The following is a 23,123-nucleotide window of genomic DNA, read 5'->3' on the forward strand; positions in this document are numbered from 1 at the left end:
CGCAGCAGGGAAAAATGCGGCTAAGTAGGGATGGCCGATTCGCTTCGGAAGAAAGGCCGCGCTCTTGTCTTGTAAAAGGGGGCGGCCTTTGGCTTTTACGGCAAGGGAATCTCGGGTGCTGTTGCTCGGATGTGATGCGGGGTGTCGGGGGTAAGGCGTGTGGGCCTATGCTTTATGTGGTCGGTGTTGTGAAGCCGCGCTGACCATATTGTGCTGACAGTAAGGGTATGGATCAAATCTGCTTTGCTTCATTCCGATGGTTGTGGCAGCTGCTTTTTAGTTGGGGAGCAATATATGATGAGACCGTCTGAAAGCTTGACTCGGCTTCCAGACGGCGTTTTAGATTGTGGTCGTTCAACAGGAAAGCAGGAGAATTGAATGTAATCACCAACTTGCAGCTAAACAACGGGCTTCGTCTAGTCGTTCTGGTGTACCGACATCCAGCCAGAGGCCGTTGTGGTAGTGGCCGCGTACTTTTCCGGCAGTCATGGCTTCGCGCAGCAGCGGGGCGAGTTTGGCTGCACGGTGCGGTGCGGTTTCGGCGAACAGTTCGCTTTTGTAAAGGCCGCAACCGCTGAAGGTCAGGCGTTCGCCGCCGCCTTCGGATCGGATTAGGCCGTTTGAAAGTAGTGAGAAGTCACCGTCGGGGTTGTGCGGTGGATTTGCGGTTAGCCAGAGGTAAGCCAGGCCGTCTGAAAGCAAGGTTTCGCTTTGGCGGACGGCGACGGAGAAGTCGATGTCGGTAAGGATGTCGCCGTTAATGACGAGAAAGGGATCACTGCCGAGTAGTGGCAGAGCTGTTGCGATACCGCCGGCGGTTTCCAGCCCTTGGCTGCCTTCGGCAGAGTAGGCAATGTGCACGCCGTAGGCCGCACCGTCGCCAAGGGTATCTTCGATTTGTTGTCCGAGCCAGGCGTGGTTGATGACGATTTCTCGGATACCGGCGGCGGCCAGGCGGCGCAAGTGCCAACCGATTAGGGGCTCGCGGCCGACTTGGAGCAGGGGCTTGGGCGTGGTATCTGTGAGCGGGCGCATCCGTTCGCCGCGTCCGGCTGCGAGTATCATGGCTTTCATGTTAATCCTTTTTGAGCAGTTGTGTGTGGAGGCTTTTTATGCCGTTTGGGGTTTTAATCGTTCGTACGGTTTTTCTTTTTTGTTAAATAATTGTTTTAATTCTATTTACAGGCCGTCTGAAAAGCTTTTCAGACGGCCTGTTTTTTATTTGCCGATGCAGAAGCGCGAGAAAATCACGCCCAGCAAATCGTCGGCGGTGAATTCGCCGGTGATTTCGCTGCACGCGTTTTGGGCGAGGCGCAGGTGTTCGGCGAAAAGCTCGATTTGGTTGTTGTCGCAGAGGGCGGCGTTTTCCAGCTCGGCTTCGGCTTCGTGTAAGGCGTTGAGGTGGCGGCTGCGGGCGAGGAACAGGCTTTCGCTTTCGCCCTGCCAGCCGACTTCCTGCAACAGCGCGTGTTTGAGCAAATCGAGACCCGCGCCGGTTTTGGCGGACAGGCTGATGACGGTGTCCGCACCGGTTTGGGCGAGGCTGTCTGAACGGACGGCGACGGGTTCGCCGGTCAGGTCGGCTTTGTTGTGGATTTCGATTTTTTTCAAACCTTCGGGCAGGCTGTTCAAAATGGCTTGGGTTTTGGCGTTCAAGCCTTCGCGCGGGTCAATCAGAATCAGGGCGACATCGGCTTCGGAGACGGCTTTTCGGCTGCGCTCGATGCCGATTTGTTCGACCACGTCGTCGGTTTCGCGCAGGCCGGCGGTGTCGATAATGTGGACGGGCACGCCGTCGAGGGTAATTTGTTCGCGCACGGTGTCACGGGTGGTGCCGGCGATGTCGGTTACGATGGCGATGTCGTCGCCCGCCAAGGCGTTGAGCAGGCTGGATTTGCCGACGTTGGGCGCGCCGACAAGGACGACGTTCATGCCTTCGCGCAAAATCGCGCCTTGTTCCGCGCTGGCGAGGACGGTTTTCAGACGACCTTGCAGAGCTTGGAGCTTGCCGCGCGCGTCGGCGGCTTCGAGAAAATCGATATCTTCTTCGGGGAAGTCCAGCGTGGCTTCAACCAGCATCCGCAGGGTAATAAGGTCGTCCACCAGCTCGTGTATGTGTCGGGAAAACGCGCCTTTGAGCGAACGCAACGCCATGCGGGCGGCGGACTTGCTGGAGGCGTCGATGAGGTCGGCGACGCTTTCGGCTTGGGCAAGGTCAAGTTTGTTGTTGAGGAAGGCGCGTTTGGTAAATTCGCCCGGCTCTGCCATACGCGCGCCCAGTTCGAGGCAGCGCGAGAGCAGCATGTCCATTACCACAGGGCCGCCGTGTCCCTGCAATTCAATCACGTCTTCGCCGGTAAAGCTGGCGGGTGCGGCGAAGTAGAGCAGGATGCCGTTGTCTATCGGCTGCCCGTCGCCGCCGAGAAAGTCGGTGTAAAGTGCGGTGCGCGGTTTGGGCGTTTTGCCGCCGCTGAGGGTTTGCGCCAAAGGCAGCAGGTTTTTGCCGGAAAGACGGATAACGCCGACGCCGCCGCGTCCGGGTGCGGTGGCGATGGCGGCGATGGTGGGTTGGGATGCGGACATATGCGGTTCCGTTTCTGGGTTGGCGGATGAGAGGCCGTCTGAAAGTGCGGCTCCAACAAAGTTTGCAAGGGAAGCAGGGGTTCTGCAAAACTTATGCTGCATTTCAAATCAAATTCAGTATTTAAATCCCCGTCTTGCCCGCTGTGCGGAACAGGCAAGGCAGGCATCTTCATTTTCACCGGTCATAGCATACAGCTTTATCGGGAAGCAGGAGGCTTTTTTCAGACGGCCTACCAGCCGACGTTTACGCCGTATTCGCCCAACAGGTTTTGCAGTTGTTCGAACAGTGCGGCATCGGCGTTTATCTGCCAGCGGCGTTGCAGGTCCAGCTCGCCTTCGGCAGTGTCGTTGCGGTAACGGACGCGCAGGGGGATGCCTTCGCGGCCGCTGCTTCGGTGTTGCGCCAGCAGGTTCAGCAGAGATTCGATGTCATGTTCGGGGCGGCAGGTCAGGGTGAGGTTGCGGGCGAATTTTTCCCGCGCCTGCGGCAGGGTCATGACGCTGTTGGCATTGATGCGCAGCTCGCCGCCGTTGTAGTCGTTGCGGCTGATGCGGCATTCCATAATCAGAACCTGGTCTGTTTTCAGGATGTTTTTGGATTGTTCCAATAATTCACCCGCGACGATTGCTTCTGCCGAACCTTCGGTGTCTTCCAATCGGACGAAGGCCAGTTTGCCGTTTTTGCCCATGATGGTGCGGATGGCGGTGGCGAATCCGGTCACGCGAACGCTGTCCTGCGGTTTGAGTTTCGACAGTTTCTGCGGAGCGAAGCGGCGGATTTCTTCGGCAAAAGGGCCGAAAGGGTGGCCGGAAAAATAAAAGCCGATGACGCTTTTTTCTTCCGCCAGTTTCACCGCGTCGCCCCACGGCGCGGTTTCTACCATTTCTATCGCGCAGATGGCATCTTCCGCAAAGTCAAACAGGCCGCCTTGGTTGGCATTGGCCGCCTGTTGTTCGGCGTTGCCGATGGCGAGGTCGATGTTGGCCAACAGCATGGCGCGGTTGGGATTGATGCCGTCGAACGCGCCGGCCTTAATCAGCGATTCCAGCGTGCGCTTGTTCATGTGTTCTTTGCCCACCCGTTCGCAAAAATCGAACAGGTCGCGGAAGCGGCCGTCCTGCCGTGCTTCAACGATGCTTTGCACCGCGCCTTCGCCTACGCCTTTGACTGCACCCAGCGCGTAGCGGATATGGCGTTCGCCGTCGGGGGTGAAGAGGTGGTCTGATTCGTTGATGTCGGGCGGCAGGAAGGTGATGCCGTTGGCCAGTGCGTCTTCGTAAAACAATTTGAGCTGGTCGGTGTCGGTCAGCTCGCTGGACATGGTCGCTGCCATAAATTCGGCAGGATAATGGGCTTTGAGCCATGCGGTCTGATAGGAAATCAGGGCATAGGCGGCGGCGTGGGATTTGTTGAAACCGTAGCCGGCGAATTTTTCCATGTAGTTGAAGATTTCGTCGGATTTTTCGCGCGAAATGCCTTGTTTTGCCGCGCCTTCGGCGAAGATTTCGCGGTGTTTCACCATTTCTTCGGGCTTTTTCTTACCCATGGCGCGGCGCAGTAAGTCCGCACCGCCGAGCGAGTAGCCGCCGATAATCTGCGCCGCCTGCATCACTTGTTCCTGATACACCATAATTCCGTAAGTCGGCGCGAGGATGCCTTCGAGCAGCGGGTGGATGTATTGGAATTCCTGCCCCTTCATGCGCGCGACGAAGTCGGGAATGTTGTCCATCGGACCGGGGCGGTAGAGCGATACGAAGGCGATGAGTTCTTCAAACTTGGTGGTGTGCGCCGTTTTCAGCATTTTTTTCATGCCGGTCGATTCAAACTGGAATACGGCGGTAGTGTTCGCATCGCGGAAGATTTTGTAGGCGGCTTGGTCATCGAGCGGGATTTTGCCGACATCGACAATATCGCCGGTGGTGTTTTTGATGTTGTTCTGCGCCATTTCGATAATGGTCAGGTTGCGCAGGCCCAAAAAGTCGAACTTCACCAAACCCACGTCTTCCACGTCGCCCTTGTCGTACATGGATACGGGCGAGGCGGATTCGTCCGCCTGATACACGGGGCTGTAATCGGAAATCTTGCCCGGCGCAATCAACACGCCGCCCGCGTGCATACCCAGACCGCGCGTCAAATCTTCCAGCTTTTTCGCCAGCGTAATCAGTTCGTCCGCTTCTTCCGCTTCAATCAATTCCTGAATCTGCGGCTCCGCCTTCATCGCGTCGTCCAGACCCAGAGGTTTGTTGGCTTCCAGCGGAATCAGCTTCGACAGTTTGTCGCACAGGGTAAACGGCAGCTCCAGCACGCGCCCCACGTCGCGGATTACCGCTTTGGACGACATCGTGCCGAAAGTCACAATCTGGCTCACCGCCTGAGCGCCGTATTTATCGCGCACATACTCAATCACGCGGCCGCGGTTGCTTTGGCAAAAGTCCACGTCGAAGTCAGGCATGGAAACGCGTTCAGGGTTTAAGAAACGTTCGAACAGCAGCGCATATTTCAACGGATCAAGGTCGGTAATCTTCAATGAATACGCCACCAGCGAACCCGCACCCGAACCGCGTCCCGGTCCGACCGGACAGCCGTGCGTTTTTGCCCAGTTGATAAAGTCTTGTACGATAAGAAAATAGCCGGGGAATTTCATCTGGATGATGATGTTCAGCTCAAAATCCAGCCGCTCCTGATATTCCGGCATTTTCGCCGCCCGCTCCGCCTCGTTGGGATAAAGCTGAACCATGCGTTCCTGCAAGCCCTCGTTGGACAGTTTCACCAAATAATCATCCAGCGACAGGCCGTCCGGCGTTGGGAATAAAGGCAGGAAGTTTTGACCCAGTGTAATGTTCAGGTTGCAGCGTTTGGCGATTTCCACCGTGTTTTCCAAGGCTTCGGGCAAATCGGCGAAACGCTCCGCCATTGTTTCCGCACCGACAAAATATTGGCTCGGGGAAAATTCGCGCGGTCGTTTGCGGTCGGCCAGCGTCCAGCCTTCGGCAATGCACACCCGCGCCTCGTGCGCGAGGAAGTCTTCCGGCTCGAGGAATTGGGTCGGGTGTGTGGCCACCACGGGCAGGTTCAGCTTCCGCGCCAAGGCCGTGCTGCCTGCCACCGAACGCTCCCACTCCGGTTTTTCGGGCAGGCGTTGCAGTTCGAGGTAGAAAGCGTTTGGAAATAGGGCGGCATATTTTTCCGCCGCCGCTTCGGCCGCCGCTTCGTGGCCGTTCATCAGATTGAGGCCGACTTCGCCGTAATGCGCCCCCGACAGGCAGATCAAGCCTTCGTTGCCGCCTTCGCCCAGCCATGCCTGTTTCAACTGTGGCAGGCGGCCTTCTTCCTGACAGGTGAAGGCGCGGGTAAGCAGTTCGCTCAAGCGCAGATAGCCGTTGTGGTTTTTAACCAGCAAAAGGGCGCGGAAGGGTGTGTCGGGGCGGTCGGGATTTTCGATGCGCACGTCTGCGCCGATGACGGGTTTGATGCCCGCTCCGCGGCAGGCTTTGTAGAATTTCACCAGGCCGAACCCGTTCATCAGGTCGCTGATGCCGAGTGCGGGCAAGCCTTCCGCCAAGGCTTTTTTTATCAAGGCCTTCAGGCGCACCGTGCCGTCGGTGATGGAGTATTCGGAATGCAGGCGCAGCGGGATGTAAACGGGATCGGACATGGCAGGGACTTTGCGGAAAGGTTTCAGACGGCCTCCGGCGGGGCGGTCGGGCGGAACAAATACAGGGCGTATTGTAACAGAGAGGCCGTCTGAACATGCGGAAACACATTTTCAGACGGCCTTTTTGCCCGGCAGCGGCGATTCAGCTTTTCGGGGCGCAAAAGAAAGAATACAGCAGCCGTACGGTGTCGTTTACCCGTGAGTCGGCAATGTAATACTGCCGCTCCCGGTGGTTGGCCTCGCAGGACACCAGCCCGGCTTCGCGCAGCAGTGCCAATTGGCTGGACATCGCCGCCTGCGGCAGTCCGGCCGCTTCGGCCAGCTCGGTTACGTTGTGCGGCCGCTCGTGCAGTTTGCATAACACGGCCAGACGGTTCGGGTTGGCCAGCAGTTTCAGAAAAGCGGCGGCTTCTTCGTAGGGCGGTTGGTCGGCAGAGTCGGTCATATCGGTTTCTCGGCAAATGGGGGAGGGGCGGCATTGTCGGCGATAACGGCTCCGTCGGCAACTTTCAGACGGCCTCCCCTGCCGTTTAACGGTTCCACGGCATGTTGGCCAACAGCCGCGCCATGCCACAGAATCCGGGCAGCCCGGCCGTCAGCAGGCCTGCGCCGACTGCCGCGTTTATCAGGTAAAACCACGGCGACACCAGCCAACCCGCCAGTACGCCGAACAGAATCAGCCCACCGGCAATGGTTTGTACCTGCCGCATGATATCGGGCGCGGCGCGGTCGGCTTCGACGGGCAGCCCGGCGGCTTTCCATGCCTGCAAACCGCCTTCGAGGATATAGCACTCGCGCCCTCGACCGAGCTCCGCCAACACCGCTTCTGCCATTGCCGTGCGTTTGCCGCCCAAACAATAAAAAATCACGCAGGGCGCGGCGTTGTCGGGCAGTTTGCCTCGATGCTGCTCCGGCGGCAGGGACAATGCGCCGCCGATATGCCCGCCCCGATATTCCGCCCGGCTGCGGATGTCCGCCGCCAACGCGCCTTCGCGGATTTTGGCTGCCGCTTCGGCAGGGGCGATTAGCGGGAGTCGTCCGTCCTTAGTCATGGTGGGCCTTCTTTATTTTTTGTCAATTCGGCAGGTATTAATGCCCAATAAGCTGTACAGCACGCAGCTCCCCATCAGCGCGGTGGCCAGCGGCACGATACCCAACCATCCCCACCAGCCGATTTGTCCCGTGGCGGCTGCCGCAATCAATGCCACACCGACAACGATGCGGATAATGCGGTCTAAATTACCCAAATTCCGTTTCATTTTATTGCTCCTTGTCTGAGGATGAGTTACCTAAAAATAAATACATATAATAAAAATCACATATAAGAAATAATATATCCCTAAGCAGGCTTTGTCAAACGGTTTGCGGCGGTTTGGGTTTTGCGGCAATGCTCTGTGCCCGGTTGAACGCCGTAGGAATGCGTCTTCCCAACAGAAGTCCGGTTTTCAGACGGCCTTTGATTTTGCAGCGGACCTGTGGAAGGAGGCGTTTACGGTTTGTCGAGATGGGGATACAGGCCTTTGCGTCCGTCTTGACGAACCCACACCCAGTCCGGTGCGTCAAACCGCATCCCCGTGCCGTGATACAGACATTTTTGCCGGGGGTCGGGATACAGTCCGCCGCCGAGATAACCGATTTTCAGCGGCTGATGGTTGGTGCTGTGTTGTTTCAGCACCGAGGCGGCGGCCTTTGTTTGTTCCTCGGTGGGATGGTCGGGGGAACGCCCTCCCAGCCCGAATAGGTCCAAAAAAGTATTTTTAGGCGGAATGATGCGGACATGGTATATCGTACACCCGTCATTATAAAGTGTGCGGTTGGTTGTGCGGACGGTAAACTGATAGTGGCCTTGTCCGCCCGAAATTCCGACAACTTGGGATTCGACGGCATCGCCGCCCGCATGGGCGGCCAGTGGCAACGATAGAAAAAAGGGAATGATAAGGTGGCGCATAAGGTTGAGGCCGTCTGAAAGCAAGGATTCCGTTGGAAAAACGGGTTTTTGCGAAGTCAAAATAAAATAAACAGAGCTGTAAGGCCGAAACGGTAGGCAGCCCATCCGTACTGCACTATTGATTACAAGAATAGCGCATTTTCAGCGATTGGGGCATCGTCGGCAACTTTCAGACGGCCTGAACGTTTTCCGTTAAAATAGGCCGTCTGAAAAGTTGTCAAACCGAAACATGATTCCGAAAGCCGCCTTATGCATGCAACCGTTTATCTGGAAAACGAAGAATACATCGCCTTGTGCGACCTGTTGAAACTGGCCGGACTGGCCGAAAGCGGCGGACAGGCGAAGGCTGTGATTGCCGAAGGGCTGGTGTTGCGCAATGGTGCAGTCGAAACCCGCAAAACGGCGAAAATACGCGGCGGCGAAGTGATTGAGTTCGACGGCGCGGTGCTGGAGGTGCGCGATGGCTGCGACCCCGACGGCGAATAATGAAGCCGCGCTGCCGCCCGAAGATTGGGAGTGCTGCGGCAGCGAATGCGGCGATGCCTGCACGTTTGAAATCTACCGCCGCGAAAAGGCGGAATACGAGGCTTTGAAACGGCAGGTGCAGGCGGATGCGCCGTCCGAGCCCTAAGCCGCCTTGTCCGCCGGTTCAATCGAACAGGGATTTTAACGCCGCCGAACCGCGCTTTCAGACGGCCTCCATTCCGTATGAGGCCGTCTGAAAGCCTAATTCCAATACGGTTAAAACGAATGCGGCCAATCCGTACAACCCCAAAACTATTCCGAACCCTATCCATGTCCGTATCCGTTTCCACCGCCAAACTCAACCTGATCCTGCTGGCCGCCGCCAATGCCGCCAACCTGCTGCTGCTCTACGCCGCCTCGCACGCGCCGTGGTGGGGGACGGCCGTGGCGGCCGCACTGTTTGCCCTGAGCAACAATACGATGTTCGCGCTGCTGCACGAAAGCGTGCACGGCTCGTTCGCGCCCGACAGGCGGCTGAACGTATGGTGCGGCCGCCTCGCCGCCTTCTGGTTTCCCACCGGCTTTGCCGTGCAGCGCATGTTCCACCTCACCCACCACCGCAACAACCGTTCGCCGTCCGAGCAATTCGATACCCTGCACGACGGCGACGTGTTGTGGCTGAAATACGCCCAGTGGTACGCCATCTTTACCGGCCTTTATTGGCCGTGCGCCGTCATCGGCGTGTTTTTCTATGCCGCCACGCCGCGTTTCGTCCGCCGCCGCTTGGCCGCACTTTTCGGCCGCCGGGGCGGCTTGCAGAGCGGTGCGGAAGACTATATCGGTAGCCTCGACCGCCTGCCGCAACTGTCCGCCCGTTTGGAAATATTCGGCGCGGCGGCGTGGCAGCTTTTCTGGGCCTGGCTGTTCGGCTGGACGTGGGGCGGCTGGCTGGCCTGCTATGCCGCCTTCGGCTTTGCCTGGAGTTCGCTGCAATACACCGACCATGCCTTCTCGCCGTTCGACTGCAAAAACGGCGCGTGGAACCTGCGCGTGCCGCGCTGGCTGCGGGCGGTTTTCCTCAACTACCACCTGCATCTGGCGCACCACCGGCATCCCGAGCTTTCCTGGCGTGAACTGCCCCGCCATGCCGGTGAAGGGCCGCATTTTTTCGCCGTTTGGCTGAGCTGCTGGCGCGGGCCGCGCCGTCCCGAAAATTTTCCGGTATTCAAACAGGAGCGTATCGAATGAACGCCGGTCTGCCGTATCCGCGCCGTTTCTTCTTTGCACTGGCCGCCCTGTTCGCCCTGTTGTTCCTCGCGGGCTACGGCGGCAGCAATTTGATTGCCGCGTATATTCCGTGGCACATCAGCCCTGCCTTGCCGTTTGAGTCCGCCATCCCCTTCCTGCCCGCCTGGAGTGCGGTTTACCTTACCGTGCCGCTGCTGCTGGCGGCTTCCGTCCGTTGGGCCGACTGGCGCGAAACTTGGGCGTTGTTTGCCGTTTTGACCGCCGAATTGGCCGCCGCCTGCCCGTTTTTCATCCTCCTGCCCGTTCAGACGGCCTATCCGCCGCGCCTTGCCGAAGGTTTTTGGCAGCCGTGGTTCGCATTGGCGGATCATTTGAGTATGGCGCACAACCACCTGCCCTCGCTGCACGCCGCCTTCGCTTGCACCGCGGCCCTCGCCGCATGGAGGCATTCGGCGGCACGCTTCGCCCTGATTGCACCGTGGGCGGCAGCCGTCGTTGCATCCACCCTCCTGATACACGAACACCACCTGTCCGACCTCGTGTGCGGCGCACTGTTGGCCGCCGCCGTCTGGCACACCGTCGGCCCGTGGGCGCGGCGGCCGGACATACTGCGGCGCGTATCCGCCGAATGGCAGATGCTGCTCGAACAAGCCGCCTTCGCCCGCCGCCACCGCCGCTACGCCCTCATCAGCCTGATTCTGGCCGCGTACAGGCTGCGGCATCCCGCGCGCGGCGGCCTGCTGGTGTCGGGCTACTGCTTTTTGCAGGCCTTCGACGATTTGATGGACGGCGACCGGCAGACGGTGCGCACAGCCGATGAAGAAGCCCGCCGCCTGATACGGGAATGGCGGCACGGCCGTTTCGACGAAAACGACCCGTACAGCCGGCTGGCCGCCGACTTCAGAGGCCGTCTGAAAACGAGCGAAGCGAGTTTCTGCGAAGCTAAAACGAGCGAAACGGGTTTCTGCGAAGCTAAAACAGATATAGAGGGTTTGGGCGAAGCCAAAGCGAACGCCAAGCATCCCGGTAAAACGGAAACCGTCCTGCCCGCCGCTGCCGCCCGTTTCGCCCTCACCCGCACCCTCGGGCTGCTGCACACCATGCACCTCGACCGCCTGCGTGCCGAACGGGCGCAACTGTGGACTGAAGCCGAAATCGCCGCCCAACACCGCCGCACCTTCACCCGCTCCCTCGACCTGCTTTTGGCCGCCTTGGGTTCATCCGTGCGCGGCCGCGACCTGCCCGAACTGGTCGATGCCTTGGGCTGGTGTTCCACCATGCGCGACCTGCCCGAAGACCTGCGCGCGGGCATCGTCAATATTCCGTCCGAACTCTGGCGGCAGGCAGGATGGCCGTCTGAAAAACGGCACGACCCCGCCGCCCTGAGTGCCGATGCGGCCTTCCGCGATTGGATGCGGCAGGAAAGAAACCGCGCCCTGCAACTGCTCGACCAAGCCGACCGCCGCACCGCCGCCCTGAACGACGAAACCGCACGCCGCATCTCAAACCTATTCGCCCGTTCCGTGCGCCGTTTCGCCGAACAACGCCTGCCCGCCCGCTACCCGTGGCTAAACGGGCCGACGGATTAGGCCGTCTGAAAAGCCGCTTCGGCGGCACAAAGTTTATGCAAACCAACGGCGGTATGGCAGGTTTTATCGTGAATTAAAATAAAAAATACCCGACATCGCCATGCCCGCACAGGCGGGAATCCAGGGTTTGCGTTTTCAGGAATGAATAGGAAAGGGCGGTTATCCGACGGTTCGGGTTTCCGCCTGCGCGGGCACGACGATATGGGCGTTCTTAATTTGAATTTACTGTATTTGAAGCCATAATCGGACAAACCGCCCGCCACACATTAAAGGAGAATCCCGCATGACCAACGACCGCTGGCAAATCCACCGCCACCTTGCCGAGCAGGCCGACCAACGGCTGCAAATCGTCAAAACCGTCCCCCGCCGCATCCTCCTGGCCGGTGCTGACGGCGATAACAGCCGCCGCCTGCTGGCCGCCCGCTATCCCAAAGCGGCCTTTGCCGAATACGACCCCCGCCCCGAATGCCTGCGCGACGCGGCCGACAAACGCGGCGGCGGCCTGCTGTCCAAACTGGCGGGGAAAACCGTCCCCCAATACTGCCAAGCCCTATCCGCCCCCCTGCCCGAAGCCTCGGCCGACATGCTGTGGAGCAACCTCGGCCTCGCCACCGAACACAATCCCGTGGCCGTTTTCGCAAGCTGGGCGCGCGCACTGCAAACCGACGGCCTGCTCTTCTTCACCCACTTCGGCCGCGACACCCTGCTCGAACTGACCGACACCCTGGAGCAACAAGGCATCGCCGCCCGCCGGCCCGCCCTCATCGACATGCACGACCTGGGCGACATGCTGGCCGACAGCGGCTTCTACGACCCCGTAACCGACACCGCCCGCCTGAAACTGGAATACCGCACCGCCGACACCTTCCTGCAAGACATGGACACCCTCGGCCTCTGGCACGCGTTGGACTTCGACGACCCGGCCGCCGCCCGCACCGCCATTGCCGGACTGTGGCAGCGGCAAACCCCGCCCGAGCTGACACTCGAAACCGTCTTCGGCCACGCCGTCAAGAAAAAAATCCTGCCTGCGGGCGAAAACGAAGTACACTTCTTCCCGAGAAAAACCTGAACAGACGCTTTTTCAGACGGCCGCCAACCGACAGAGGCCGTCTGAAACACCCGCGCAGCCCGTTCCATCAAGCAACAACCCACCCGAAGGAAAAAACATGCAGAAATACACCCGCTGTACCGCCCTGACCGCCCTGTGCGCCCTCCTGCTCACCGCCTGCCCGAGCAGCACCCAACCCGGCGGCGGCCAACCCACGGTTACCCGCCAAAAACCGCAGGCCGTCGTCGCCATCGCACTGGGCGGCGGCGCATCCAAAGGCTTCGCCCACATCGGCATCCTCAAAGTCCTCAAACAACACAACATCCCCGTCAAAGTCGTTACCGGCACCAGCGCGGGCGCGATAGTCGGCAGCATGTACGCCAGCGGCATGTCGCCCGACCGCATGGAACTCGAAGCCGAAATCCTCGGCAAAACCGACCTCGTCGACCTCACCCTTTCCACCAGCGGCTTCATCAAAGGCGAAAAACTGCAAAACTACATCAACCACAAAGTCGGCAACCGCCCCATCCAGCAATTCCCGATTAAATTCGCCGCCGTCGCCACCGACTTCTCCACCGGCAAAGCCGTCGCCTTCAACAGGGGCAACGCCGGACAAGCCGTCCGCGCCTCCGCCGCCATCCCCAACGTCTTCCAGCCCGTCGTCATCGCCGGCCGCCGCTATGTGGACGGCGGCCTGACCCAGCCCGTGCCCGTTACCGCCGCGCGCGGCCAAGGTGCGAACTTCGTCATCGCCGTGGACATTTCCGCCAAACCGATTGCCGCGCCGAGCAAAGACTTCCTCTCCTACCTCGACCAAACCCTCAACATCATGAGCACCTCCGCCCTCAACGGCGAACTGTCCAAAGCCGACGTCGTCATCAAACCGCAGGTTCAATCGCTGGGCGCGGTAGGCGGATTTGACCAAAAAGCGCAGGCGATCAAAATCGGCGAACAAGCCGCCCTCGCCGCCCTGCCGGAAATCAAACGCAAACTCGCCGCCTACCGTTATTAAGCGCAAAAAGGCCGTCTGAAAGCGCAGCTTCCGCTAAGAAGTTGATTTCAGACGGCCTCTTACCAGGCATAAGCTAATGGCGGATTGTGGATTTTTAATTTACTGGAAACCGATAATAAAACGATGAAACACTTGCTCATAGACTTTGAAAACGTCCAACCGCAAAACTTGGACAAACTGCCGACCGAAGGCACCCATATTTGGCTGTTTATAGGCTTACAGCACAAAATGCTGCCCGTCAGTTTGGTGAAATCCCTGTTGCGTTTCGGCGAGCGCGCCCATCTTGTCCAATTGCAAAAAACGGGTAAAAACGCATTGGATTTTTACCTGTCCTATTATCTCGGACAAATTACCGCCACCGACCCCGAAGCCCAAATCGGCATACTTTCGCGCGACGGCGGATATGATGTCCTGGTCGAACATATTTTGGAAAACCAACAAGCCCAAGGGATTGTGCGCCTGGCCAATATAGACGAAGTGCAACATCAGAAAATCACGGCCGCACCGCCGCCGGCATTGTTGGAAAACAGTCCGCAGCCTGAAACCGAACCCAAACCACAACAATCGTTGGCACCTTATTTCCAGGCAGCCTTGGCCGCGCTGCGCCGTCCCGACGCCTTCCGCCCCAGCCGCCTGCATAATTTGCAGAAATACCTGCACAAGTATGTTTTATGTGATTTGTTTGCCGACAAGGCTGATGAAGAGTGTGAAAGAACAGCCAATGCGGTTATTCACAAACTCAAAGTGCAAAATTTCATCAGCATCGATGAGCAGGAAGCTGTGTCTTACCACATCAGCGACAACGATTTGCTGCAAAAAATCCAACGCCATATTTTGAGCCAACGCCCCCAAACCTACGCCGACTTTCAAGCCGCCGTACAAAGCCGCGCGGATGCGCTCTGCCTGACGGTCAGCCCCAATGACATTCAGGCCTTCGCCCGGCATTTGCACGAACAAAACCTGATCCGCCAAGAAAACGGGAAAATCGAATATGCGCCGTTTGCCGAACCTAAACCGCAGCCCGTGCCCAAGCAGGCCGCCAAAACCGGTTGGCAGCCTGATGAGGCCAAGTGGAAAAAGGTCATCGCCGCACTGTCCGTTGCCAAAGCGAAACGTCCCGGTAAAATCAGCGCGCTGCGTAACACAATCAAAGCCCATGCCAAATGCGGCGAACAGGAAACCGACAAAATGCTGCAACATCTGCAAGACGTTAAAATACTGCGCATTGACGGTGCAAAAATCGCCTATCTCAAATAAACGGCCATCAATCCAAGCATCGGAATGCTGATGAATGGGACGGGGAGGCCGTCTGAAAACCGACTTTCAGGGTTTCAGACGGCCTCCCTTCATTCGCCGCTAAAAAAGCGCGATAAGGCCGCCGTATCCGCCGTTTGGGGCATTAAGTACCTTTTCTGCCTGATAAAAAGCATCTAATCCGAAAAAATATTTAAAACGAAGCATAATGTATGACTGAGGCCGTCTGAAAGTGCGGCTTCAAAGAAGCTGAAAACGGACTTCGGCACAGCTAAAACATCTCGGTTTGCGTTAGAATGCGCTTTTTTTTGTAAAGGCCGTCTGAAAAGGCGGGGATACTATGTCCGGACAACATACACACGCTTCGACTTGGCAGAGCAAACTCAACGCGCTGGGGCCGGGAATCATGATGGCTTCGGCGGCGGTCGGCGGTTCGCACCTGATTGCCTCCACGCAGGCGGGCGCGCTTTACGGCTGGCAGCTCGCGCTGATTATTATTTTGACCAACCTGTTCAAATACCCGTTTTTCCGTTTCAGCGCGCATTACACGCTGGACATGGGCAAAAGCCTGATTGAGGGCTATGCCGAAAAAAGCCGCGTTTATTTGTGGGTATTCCTCATTTTGTGCGTGGCATCGGCCACAATTAATGCAGGCGCGGTGGCCGTCGTAACCGCCGCCATCGTGAAGATGGCGATTCCCTCGCTGACCTTGAACGTCGGTGCAATCGCCGCGCTGATTATGGCTTCCTGCCTGATTATCCTGGCGAGCGGCCGCTACAAAGCCTTGGACAACGTTTCCAAAATCATCATCGTCAGCCTGACGATTGCCACGGTCGCCGCGGCTGCTATCGCCATGTCGCGCGGCATGCAGATGAAGCCCGACTTCATCGAGCCTACCCCGTGGACATTCACCGCTTTGGGCTTCCTCATCGCACTGATGGGCTGGATGCCCGCGCCGATTGAGATTTCGGCCATCAATTCGCTGTGGGTTACGGAAAAACAGCGGCTCAATCCTTCGAGCTACCGCGACGGCATTTTCGACTTCAACGTCGGCTACATCACCAGCGCGGTGCTGGCCGTCGTTTTCCTTGCCTTGGGCGCGTATGTGCAGTACGGCAACGGCGAGGCGGTCAAAATGAAGGGCGGCGAATACGTCGGACAGCTGATCAATATGTACGCCGTTACCATCGGCGACTGGTCGCGGCCGATGGTGGCGTTTATCGCCTTCGCCTGCATGTACGGCACGACGATTACCGTAGTGGACGGTTACGCGCGCGCGATTGCCGAGCCGGTGCGCCTGCTGCGCGGTAAAGACAAAACGGGCAACCTCGAATTGTTTGCCTGGAACGTTTGGGTCGCAGGTACGGGCTTGGCGGTGATTTTCTGGTTCAACAGCGCGATGGCCGAACTGCTCAAATTCGCCATGATTACCGCCTTCGTTGCCGCCCCCGTGTTCGCCTGGCTGAACTACCGCCTCGTCAAAGACGACAAACGCCACAAGCTGACGGCGGGCATGAACGTCCTCGCCATCCTCGGCCTGGTTTACCTGATCGGATTTACCGTATTGTTCCTGTTCGACTTGGGCGGCGCATTCGAAAATTTCAAATAGGCAGTTGAAAGAGAGGCCGTCTGAAAACATCGTTTCAGACGGCCTCAAACCTATCCCGGCCGTTTTCCATTACAATCCGCCCCATGCAAAAACTAATCTTCCTCCTCTGCCGCATCCTTGCCGCCCTACCGCTGAAAAGCCTGCACGCCATGGCCGGTTTCTGGGGCGGCCTCGCCTTTTACCTGTTGCACAAAGACCGCGCCCGCATCCACGAAAACCTGCAAATTGCCGGGCTGCCTGCGGACGATGCCGCCGTTAAGAAAGTATTGCGCGAAACCGCCAAAGGCGCGTTGGAACTGCCCGTAGCCTTTTTCAGACGGCCTGAAGACATCGAAACCCTGTTTCGCGAAGTGCACGGCTGGCAGCATATCCAAGCCGCGTTGGATGCGGGCGAAGGCCTGCTGCTGATTACCCCGCACCTCGGCAGCTACGACCTGGCCGGACGCTACATCAGCCAGCAGCTTCCCTTCCCGCTGACCGCCATGTACAAACCGCCGAAAATCAAAGCCTTCGATGCCGTCATGCAGGCCGGGCGCGTGCGCGGCAAAGGCCGCACCGCCCCCACCAGCATCCAAGGCGTGAAACAAGTCATCAAAGCCCTGCGTGCGGGCGAGGCCACCATCGTGCTGCCTGACCACGTTCCCGCACCGGAAGAAGGCGGCGACGGCGTATGGGCGGACTTTTTCGGCCGACCCGCCTACACCATGACTTTGGCCGGCAAGCTGGCGCAAGTCAAAGGCGTGCGCGCACTGTTTTTCTGCGGCGAACGCCTGCCCGGCGGCAAAGGCTTCGTCTTGCACGTCGAACCGTTGCAAGGCAGCTTGAACGGCGACAAAAAACACGATGCGGAAATCATCAACCGCAATGTTGAATACTGGATACGCCGCTTCCCCGACCAATACCTGTTTGCCTACAACCGCTACAAACACCCCGCCGGCGCGGAAGAGCGGCCGTCTGAACAGGCCGTCTGAAAGCCCATCTTCCGCAAGAATGCCGCGATTCTGCGAAATTTACGGCGTTAAAACGGGCTTTCAGACGGCCTTCGCAGCGGGAAAACGGAAATAACAGAAGCGGATGCGGTTACCGTTGCCACCCATCCTGCCGATACCGTCCTGATAAGGAAACCATCATGAAACACCAGCAAATTTTAGACAAATTGGCCGTCCGCTTCCTCGTACAGGCCTTGGACGAAAGTTTTGCCCGCACCATGACTTGGGGCATCACAGCGAAAGAGTTTTCGCTTGATCTGCAAAACCAGATATGGCAAAAAATCCTCAGTCGGTGGAATTGCGTGTTACAGGAAAAAGATACAAAAGAAGTCAGCGCGGCATATAAACAGAAAACCATCCTCGCCATGGCCGTTATCGCCCATAAATACGGCTTGAATATCGACTCCATCCTTCCTCAAGCCTTGGCCGCGATAGATGCTTTAAATGCCGCAGTCGAGCTTTCCGACGATTTCGAACGCTGGTCGCCGCAAATCAAAGCGTTTTTGCAAACGCCGCCGCAGCCGCTCAAACGCCGTCCGGCCATGCCTGACAATATTACTTTTTTCCGCCTGCAAGACGTCGTCTCCATTCAGTCTCGGAAACGGTTTTACGCTGCCTATGTCCACCGCGACACCGGCATCAACGAATGCCCCGTCATAGAGTTTTACGACGGCGTGTTCGACCATGTGCCGAGCCTGGAAGAAATACAGAAACTGCCTGCCCGCGGTGCACATTATCAAGACGGCAGAGTTCGGATTTCTCGCTATGCTGTGGCGCAAATGAAATACCTGCCCGACCCTGCAAATCAGGTCAAACTGATTGCGGCGGCCGTTGCCCAACCACCCTCGGGCAAGCATCTGGAAGCATCGGTAGGTTTATATGAGCTGACGGATATTTTTACTTTGCAAAAAGCCCTGGAATATTTGTTTCGGACAACCTGAACCCGAATCGGGTTTTGAGTTGGACAAACCGTCCGGGCTAAGACTCAAAAGGCCGTCTGAAAACCTGATTTTAAGTTTTCAGACGGCCTTTTGATCGTGAAACCGTAAGAGGTAGGGATTCATCCATTACTATTCCTGTCCAGATGCAAAAATTGGGCTACGCAAACCTTCATGCCGTATATCCGACAAACGAAGACAAAATTGCCATTGCAATTTACAGAGGTCGCCTGAAACCCAGTTTCAGGATTTCAAAACGACCTCTTTCATCATCAAGAACGGCAAAAGCCATCTGTTTTTAAAACGTATAGCCTGTTTCCAATTCGTCGTCGCCGACCAAATCCACCAACAGCGCATACAGCGGCGCGAGGTCGGTATAGCGGCGCGAGGCGCGGCGCAGGTAGTTGAGGAAGCGCGGGATTTCGGGGCGGTATTTGTCTTTGCCGTCGCGGTGGTAGAGGCGGGCGAAGATGCCGGCGACTTTCAGATGGCGTTGTACGCCCATCCATTCGAAACAGCGGTAGACCTCGTCGAATTCGGCCGGAACGGGCAATCCTGCGGCGCGGGCTTTTTCCCAGTAGCGGATGACCAAGTCCAGCACGAATTCTTCTTCCCATTCGATGAAGGCGTCGCGCAGCAGCGATACCAAGTCGTAGGAAATCGGGCCGTATAAGGCATCTTGGAAATCAAGCACACCCGGCCGGCCGGCAGACAGCATCAGGTTGCGGACGATGTAGTCGCGGTGGACGAACACTTGCGGCTGCGCCAAGAGCGGCGGCAGCAATACATCGACAACCTGCTGCCATAGCTGTTTTTGCTTGAAGTTGAACGGTTTGCCCAATTCTTTGGCGGCAAACCAGTCGGGGAACAGGTTGATTTCGCGCAGCATGACTTCGCGGTCGTAAGGCGGCAGCACATCGGGGCGGCTTGCCTTTTGCAAAACGATCAGTTCGTCTATCGCCTCCAACAGCAGGGCTTTATGTGCCGCCCCGCTGCCGTCGTGCTGCATGGCGGCGAGGTAAGTGGTGCTGCCCAAATCGCTCAGCGCGGCAAATCCCAGTGTTTCGTCGGCGTGATAAACCTGCGGCACATTCAGCATGGAAAACAGCTTTTGCACTTTCAAATAGGGCGCGATGCTCATTTTGTCGGGCGGAGCGTCCATGCAGATGACGGTTTGGCCGTCTGAAAAAGTAGCGCGGAAATAACGGCGGAAGTCGGCATCGGCGGCGGCAAAGGCCAGCTCGAAGGGACGGTCGGGATACAGGCTGTGCAGCCAGTTTTGCAGTTCGGATTGTCGTTGCATAGCGGTTTTACGGGGAAACGGTTAAAATGGCCGCTATTTTAACGGGCAAAATCGGTTTAAGGTGATACTTTGGCACGTTTATTTTTAGTCAAACCGCTGGCCTTGTCGGTCGGCATGGCGATTGCGGCGGGCGCGGCGGCGGAAACGCTGCCGTTGGGCAGTACCTGTCCGGCGTGCGCCGACGGCAAGGTTCAGACGGCCTCCGAGCCGGAAACGCCTTTGCAGCGCAGCGGCGAACCCGGGCTGCCCGTCGATTACACCCGCATCACCGCCGATGCGCTGCGCGGGCAGACCAATGTCGGCGTGGAGGCCAAAGGCGGCGTCATCATTGAGCGCAACCATCAAACCGTCAATGCGGAACATGTGTCGTACAACCAGAAAACCGATACGGTAAAGGCCGACCAAGGCTTTATTCTGGACGACGGCGAATCGCAGGTGCGCGGTTCGACGTTGGATTACAACCTGTCCGGCGGCAGCGGCCGCGCGACCGAGGTGCGGCTTGAAACCGAACGCGAAGGCCGCCGTCTGCAGGCCGTGGGCAAAGAAGCACGGTTGCAGGATAAAAACCGCTACACGCTGACCGAAGCCCAGTTCAACACTTGTCAAAAAGCCGATGCCTCTTGGTACGTCAGTGCCGACAGCATCGATGCCGACTATGCGAAAGGTGTCGGCGTGGCCAAACATGCCAAGCTGGTCTTCCACGGCGTGCCCGTGCTGTATGCCCCTTGGATGGATTTTCCGCTCAACGGCAACCGCAAGAGCGGCCTTTTGGTGCCGACCCTGAAAGTCGGCTCCAACGGCACGGAAGTCGATGTCCCTTACTATTTCAACCTTGCGCCGAATTACGATGCCACGGTCAGTACGGGCATCATCAGCTCGCGCGGCATCCGTCTGGGCGGCGAATTCCGTTATCTCCAGCCGGATTATCAAGGTACGGTAAACGGGGTTTGGATGCCGTCCGACAAACGCAGCAAACACAACAACCGCTATCAGGCCGCATGGAAACACAACCACCGTTTCGGTGCGGGCTTCAGCGGCGGGGTGGATTTCAACCAGGTTTCCGACAACGACTACTACCGTGATTTCTACAACCGTACCGACGTTGCCCGCAACGTCAACCTCAACCGTGAAGCGTGGTTGGATTACCAAACCGACGTGCTCGGGGAAACCCTGACCGGAAAATTGACGGTTAAAAAATACCAAACCCTGGCCAATGCCGACGGCTACAAGGACGAACCTTACGCCATCATGCCGCGCCTGAGCGGCCGCTGGCAGAAAAACTTTGCCGGCAACCTGTTCTCCGTCTACGGCCAATACACCCGCTTTGCACACGACAGCAAACAAGCGGGCGGCAGGCTGGTGCTTTATCCTTCCTTCAGCCGCCACCTGCACAACGACTGGGGCTACATCCGCCCGAAAGTCGGCCTGCACTACACCCATTACAGCCTTGACGGCTTCAATGGGAAAAGCAGCCGCAGCGCAGGCCGCGCCCTGCCCATCGTCAATGTCGACACCGGCCTCACACTGGAGCGCGAAACCGGCCTGTTCGGCCGCGAACATGTCCAAACCTTGGAACCGCGCCTCTTTTACAACTACATCCCGACCAAGTCGCAAAACGACCTGCCTAATTTCGATACTTCCGAAAACAGCTTCAACTACGAACAGCTTTTCCGTGAAAACCTCTATTCCGGCCACGACCGCATCAACGCGGCCAACAGCCTCAGCGTCGCCCTGCAAACCCGCTATCTCGACAAAGCCACGGGCGCGGAACGCCTGCGCGCCGGTATCGGGCAGAAATTCTATTTCAAAAACGACAGCGTGCTGATAGACGGCAACATATCCCAAAGCAGCCGCAACCGTTCCGACTGGGTGGCTTTTGCCGACGGCGAAATCAGCCGCAGCGTCAGCGGTTACACGTCCGTCCATTTCAACGAAAACCGGTCGCGTTTCGACAGTGCCTCCGCAGGCATACGCTATCGCCCGCAAGACGGCAAGGTATTGAGCGCGCGCTATAAATACGGCCGGGATGAACCGATTTACCTGCAAAGCGACGGCACATACTTCCGCGACAAACTCAGTCAGATCGATTTGGCTGCACAATGGCCGATTAAGCAAAACCTTTACGGCGTCGCGCGTTTCAACTATGCCCTAAACGTGCGCCGGCCGCTGGACATCCTCGCCGGGCTCGAATACAAAAGCAGCTGCGGCTGCTGGAGCGCGACCGCCGTCGCACAGCGTTATGTAACCGGCTGGAATATCGAACGAAACAAACCCGATTACAAAAATGCCGCATTCCTGACCCTGCAATTGAAAAACCTGAGTAACATCGGCAGCAAGACCGAAGACACACTCCGTCCGGCCATCCCGGGCTATATCAAAACCAACGAGGTAGTGAAATGAAACCCCAAAAAATCCTAACCGCCGCCCTTTTGGCCTGCTTTTTTCAGACGGCCTCCGCCGCCGACATTAAAACCGTAGACGGCGTTGCCGCCGTGGCAGGCGACAGCGTGATTACCATGCGCCAATTCGAACAGGCCGTTGCCCAGGCGCGCCGCCTGCCTGCCGCCCAGAGGCCGCCTGAAAACGAGTTGCGCCAACAGGTTTTGGCCCGGCTGATTAACCAATCCCTCATCGTTCAGGCCGGAAAACGGCGCGGACTGGCCGCCACCCAGGCCGAAGTGGACGAGGCCGTCGCCCATGCCGCCGCCGAACAGAAAATCAGCGTAGACCAACTCTATGCCCGCGCCGCAAAAGACGGCCTGAGCAAAGCCGCCCTGCGCCGTCAAACCGCCGACGCGCTGGTGGCGCAAAAAGTACAGCAACAGGCCATTTTGCAGAACGCGCGCGTCAGCGAGGCGGAAGTCGATGCCGCATTGGCACGGGCGCAGCAGCAGGGTGTCGCCATTCCCGAAGGCGAGGCTCCGCGCCAATACCGTGCCCAGCATATTTTGATTAAGGCGGAAAAAGAAAACGCCGTAGCCGCTGCCGAAACCGTTATCAACAAAATCCGCGCGCAGGCGGAAAAAGGCCGTGATTTCGGCGAGCTGGCGCGACAGTATTCGCAAGACGGCAGCGCGGCGCAGGGCGGGGATTTGGGCTGGTTCGGCGACGGTATGATGGTGCCCGAATTTGAAAGCGCGGTGCAGAAACTGAAAAAAGGCCAAGTCAGCCGTCCCGTCCGCACCCAGTTCGGCTGGCACCTCATCAAACTCAACGATGTCCGCGAAGTCGGCACGCCTGAGGAACGCCGCCGCAACACCATCCGCCAATACATCATGCAGCAGAAGGCCGAACAGGCCGCAGGGCAGTTGCTGCAACAACTGCATGAAAGCACTTATGTCGATGTGCGGATAAAATAACCGGTTTACAGGCAAACAGGTCGGAGGCCGTCTGAAAATGTTTTTTCAGACGGCCTCCGAGTATTTGGGTTGCCCGGCAAGCCACCCTGTCAAAACATTCATTTTAGGCGTATCATTTCCAA

20 protein-coding genes are annotated in these 23,123 nt (G+C 57.9%); 12 read left to right on the top strand and 8 right to left on the bottom strand.

What is annotated here, in order from left to right:
• Positions 1 to 384: 384 nt before the first annotated feature.
• The 7 genes from murU to BM261_RS11415 form a co-directional block, all read right to left on the bottom strand.
• Entirely contained in the window at positions 385 to 1,074 is a 690-nt protein-coding gene (gene murU / locus BM261_RS11385; RefSeq protein ID WP_074898367.1) for an N-acetylmuramate alpha-1-phosphate uridylyltransferase MurU, read from the bottom strand.
• A gap of 144 nt (positions 1,075 to 1,218) precedes the next feature.
• Positions 1,219 to 2,583, bottom strand: coding sequence for a tRNA uridine-5-carboxymethylaminomethyl(34) synthesis GTPase MnmE (mnmE, locus tag BM261_RS11390; RefSeq protein WP_074898371.1), 1,365 nt, complete (start codon positions 2,581 to 2,583; stop codon positions 1,219 to 1,221).
• 230 nt (positions 2,584 to 2,813) lie between these two features.
• A complete protein-coding gene (gene dnaE, locus BM261_RS11395) occupies positions 2,814 to 6,239 on the bottom strand; it encodes a DNA polymerase III subunit alpha (protein ID WP_074898373.1) in 3,426 nt (1,141 codons plus the stop codon).
• Between the two features lie 142 nt (positions 6,240 to 6,381).
• Complete coding sequence (locus BM261_RS11400) at positions 6,382 to 6,684, bottom strand: ArsR/SmtB family transcription factor (protein WP_074898375.1); 303 nt, start codon at positions 6,682 to 6,684, stop codon at positions 6,382 to 6,384.
• An 85-nt stretch (positions 6,685 to 6,769) separates the two neighbouring features.
• Complete coding sequence (locus BM261_RS11405; protein WP_074898378.1) at positions 6,770 to 7,291, bottom strand: rhodanese-like domain-containing protein; 522 nt, start codon at positions 7,289 to 7,291, stop codon at positions 6,770 to 6,772.
• 12 nt (positions 7,292 to 7,303) lie between these two features.
• Positions 7,304 to 7,498 (bottom strand): YgaP family membrane protein, encoded by a 195-nt coding sequence (locus BM261_RS11410; RefSeq protein ID WP_049250543.1) that lies wholly within the window; start codon positions 7,496 to 7,498, stop codon positions 7,304 to 7,306.
• Positions 7,499 to 7,728: 230 nt separating this feature from the next.
• On the bottom strand, positions 7,729 to 8,187 hold the full coding sequence (locus BM261_RS11415) for a hypothetical protein (protein WP_074898380.1): 459 nt from the start codon (positions 8,185 to 8,187) through the stop codon (positions 7,729 to 7,731).
• Positions 8,188 to 8,436: 249 nt separating this feature from the next.
• Between BM261_RS11415 and BM261_RS11420 the strand changes: the two genes are divergently transcribed.
• The 10 genes from BM261_RS11420 to BM261_RS11460 all read left to right on the top strand — a co-directional run bounded on the left by BM261_RS11420 (position 8,437) and on the right by BM261_RS11460 (position 18,342).
• Complete coding sequence (locus tag BM261_RS11420; protein WP_049250541.1) at positions 8,437 to 8,673, top strand: RNA-binding S4 domain-containing protein; 237 nt, start codon at positions 8,437 to 8,439, stop codon at positions 8,671 to 8,673.
• Complete coding sequence (locus BM261_RS12735; protein ID WP_172459038.1) at positions 8,648 to 8,818, top strand: oxidoreductase-like domain-containing protein; 171 nt, start codon at positions 8,648 to 8,650, stop codon at positions 8,816 to 8,818. The genes BM261_RS11420 and BM261_RS12735 overlap by 26 nt, the downstream gene beginning before the upstream one ends.
• 164 nt (positions 8,819 to 8,982) lie before the next feature.
• Complete coding sequence (locus BM261_RS11425) at positions 8,983 to 9,900, top strand: fatty acid desaturase family protein (RefSeq protein WP_074898382.1); 918 nt, start codon at positions 8,983 to 8,985, stop codon at positions 9,898 to 9,900.
• Positions 9,897 to 11,489 (top strand): squalene/phytoene synthase family protein, encoded by a 1,593-nt coding sequence (locus BM261_RS11430; RefSeq protein ID WP_074898385.1) that lies wholly within the window; start codon positions 9,897 to 9,899, stop codon positions 11,487 to 11,489. Before BM261_RS11425 ends, BM261_RS11430 begins: the two co-directional genes overlap by 4 nt.
• Before the next feature lie 283 nt (positions 11,490 to 11,772).
• Positions 11,773 to 12,558 (top strand): class I SAM-dependent methyltransferase, encoded by a 786-nt coding sequence (locus tag BM261_RS11435; RefSeq protein ID WP_074898388.1) that lies wholly within the window; start codon positions 11,773 to 11,775, stop codon positions 12,556 to 12,558.
• Between the two features lie 97 nt (positions 12,559 to 12,655).
• The gene (locus BM261_RS11440; RefSeq protein WP_074898390.1) at positions 12,656 to 13,549 is read left to right on the top strand and encodes a patatin-like phospholipase family protein; all 894 of its coding nucleotides are present in this window, start codon (positions 12,656 to 12,658) and stop codon (positions 13,547 to 13,549) included.
• A gap of 123 nt (positions 13,550 to 13,672) precedes the next feature.
• Complete coding sequence (locus BM261_RS11445) at positions 13,673 to 14,806, top strand: PIN domain-containing protein (RefSeq protein WP_074898415.1); 1,134 nt, start codon at positions 13,673 to 13,675, stop codon at positions 14,804 to 14,806.
• Between the two features lie 337 nt (positions 14,807 to 15,143).
• The gene (locus BM261_RS11450) at positions 15,144 to 16,412 is read left to right on the top strand and encodes an NRAMP family divalent metal transporter (RefSeq protein WP_049250527.1); all 1,269 of its coding nucleotides are present in this window, start codon (positions 15,144 to 15,146) and stop codon (positions 16,410 to 16,412) included.
• 83 nt (positions 16,413 to 16,495) lie between these two features.
• Positions 16,496 to 17,383, top strand: coding sequence for a lysophospholipid acyltransferase family protein (locus BM261_RS11455; RefSeq protein ID WP_074898393.1), 888 nt, complete (start codon positions 16,496 to 16,498; stop codon positions 17,381 to 17,383).
• A gap of 158 nt (positions 17,384 to 17,541) precedes the next feature.
• A complete protein-coding gene (locus BM261_RS11460) occupies positions 17,542 to 18,342 on the top strand; it encodes a hypothetical protein (RefSeq protein ID WP_074898395.1) in 801 nt (266 codons plus the stop codon).
• Positions 18,343 to 18,637: 295 nt separating this feature from the next.
• On the opposite strand, the gene amgK is transcribed toward BM261_RS11460, so the two are convergent.
• Positions 18,638 to 19,642: an N-acetylmuramate/N-acetylglucosamine kinase AmgK gene (amgK, locus tag BM261_RS11465; RefSeq protein ID WP_074898398.1), complete on the bottom strand. Its 1,005-nt coding sequence runs from the start codon at positions 19,640 to 19,642 to the stop codon at positions 18,638 to 18,640.
• Positions 19,643 to 19,711: 69 nt separating this feature from the next.
• Between amgK and BM261_RS11470 the strand changes: the two genes are divergently transcribed.
• Complete coding sequence (locus BM261_RS11470) at positions 19,712 to 22,042, top strand: LPS-assembly protein LptD (protein ID WP_074898401.1); 2,331 nt, start codon at positions 19,712 to 19,714, stop codon at positions 22,040 to 22,042.
• Positions 22,039 to 23,001 (top strand): peptidylprolyl isomerase, encoded by a 963-nt coding sequence (locus BM261_RS11475; protein ID WP_074898403.1) that lies wholly within the window; start codon positions 22,039 to 22,041, stop codon positions 22,999 to 23,001. The genes BM261_RS11470 and BM261_RS11475 overlap by 4 nt, the downstream gene beginning before the upstream one ends.
• Positions 23,002 to 23,123: the final 122 nt, after the last annotated feature.

The organism is Neisseria elongata subsp. elongata (assembly GCF_900113545.1).
GTDB lineage: Bacteria > Pseudomonadota > Gammaproteobacteria > Burkholderiales > Neisseriaceae > Neisseria > Neisseria elongata.

Excerpts from the sequence above, each read along its gene's own strand:
- murU (WP_074898367.1), bottom strand. The coding sequence starts at position 1,074 with ATGAAAGCCATGATACTCGCAGCCGGACGCGGCGAACGGATGCGCCCG.
- mnmE (WP_074898371.1), bottom strand. The coding sequence starts at position 2,583 with ATGTCCGCATCCCAACCCACCATCGCCGCCATCGCCACCGCACCCGGA.
- dnaE (WP_074898373.1), bottom strand. The coding sequence starts at position 6,239 with ATGTCCGATCCCGTTTACATCCCGCTGCGCCTGCATTCCGAATACTCC.
- BM261_RS11400 (WP_074898375.1), bottom strand. The coding sequence starts at position 6,684 with ATGACCGACTCTGCCGACCAACCGCCCTACGAAGAAGCCGCCGCTTTT.
- BM261_RS11405 (WP_074898378.1), bottom strand. The coding sequence starts at position 7,291 with ATGACTAAGGACGGACGACTCCCGCTAATCGCCCCTGCCGAAGCGGCA.
- BM261_RS11410 (WP_049250543.1), bottom strand. The coding sequence starts at position 7,498 with ATGAAACGGAATTTGGGTAATTTAGACCGCATTATCCGCATCGTTGTC.
- BM261_RS11415 (WP_074898380.1), bottom strand. The coding sequence starts at position 8,187 with ATGCGCCACCTTATCATTCCCTTTTTTCTATCGTTGCCACTGGCCGCC.
- BM261_RS11420 (WP_049250541.1), top strand. The coding sequence starts at position 8,437 with ATGCATGCAACCGTTTATCTGGAAAACGAAGAATACATCGCCTTGTGC.
- BM261_RS12735 (WP_172459038.1), top strand. The coding sequence starts at position 8,648 with ATGGCTGCGACCCCGACGGCGAATAATGAAGCCGCGCTGCCGCCCGAA.
- BM261_RS11425 (WP_074898382.1), top strand. The coding sequence starts at position 8,983 with ATGTCCGTATCCGTTTCCACCGCCAAACTCAACCTGATCCTGCTGGCC.
- BM261_RS11430 (WP_074898385.1), top strand. The coding sequence starts at position 9,897 with ATGAACGCCGGTCTGCCGTATCCGCGCCGTTTCTTCTTTGCACTGGCC.
- BM261_RS11435 (WP_074898388.1), top strand. The coding sequence starts at position 11,773 with ATGACCAACGACCGCTGGCAAATCCACCGCCACCTTGCCGAGCAGGCC.
- BM261_RS11440 (WP_074898390.1), top strand. The coding sequence starts at position 12,656 with ATGCAGAAATACACCCGCTGTACCGCCCTGACCGCCCTGTGCGCCCTC.
- BM261_RS11445 (WP_074898415.1), top strand. The coding sequence starts at position 13,673 with ATGAAACACTTGCTCATAGACTTTGAAAACGTCCAACCGCAAAACTTG.
- BM261_RS11450 (WP_049250527.1), top strand. The coding sequence starts at position 15,144 with ATGTCCGGACAACATACACACGCTTCGACTTGGCAGAGCAAACTCAAC.
- BM261_RS11455 (WP_074898393.1), top strand. The coding sequence starts at position 16,496 with ATGCAAAAACTAATCTTCCTCCTCTGCCGCATCCTTGCCGCCCTACCG.
- BM261_RS11460 (WP_074898395.1), top strand. The coding sequence starts at position 17,542 with ATGAAACACCAGCAAATTTTAGACAAATTGGCCGTCCGCTTCCTCGTA.
- amgK (WP_074898398.1), bottom strand. The coding sequence starts at position 19,642 with ATGCAACGACAATCCGAACTGCAAAACTGGCTGCACAGCCTGTATCCC.
- BM261_RS11475 (WP_074898403.1), top strand. The coding sequence starts at position 22,039 with ATGAAACCCCAAAAAATCCTAACCGCCGCCCTTTTGGCCTGCTTTTTT.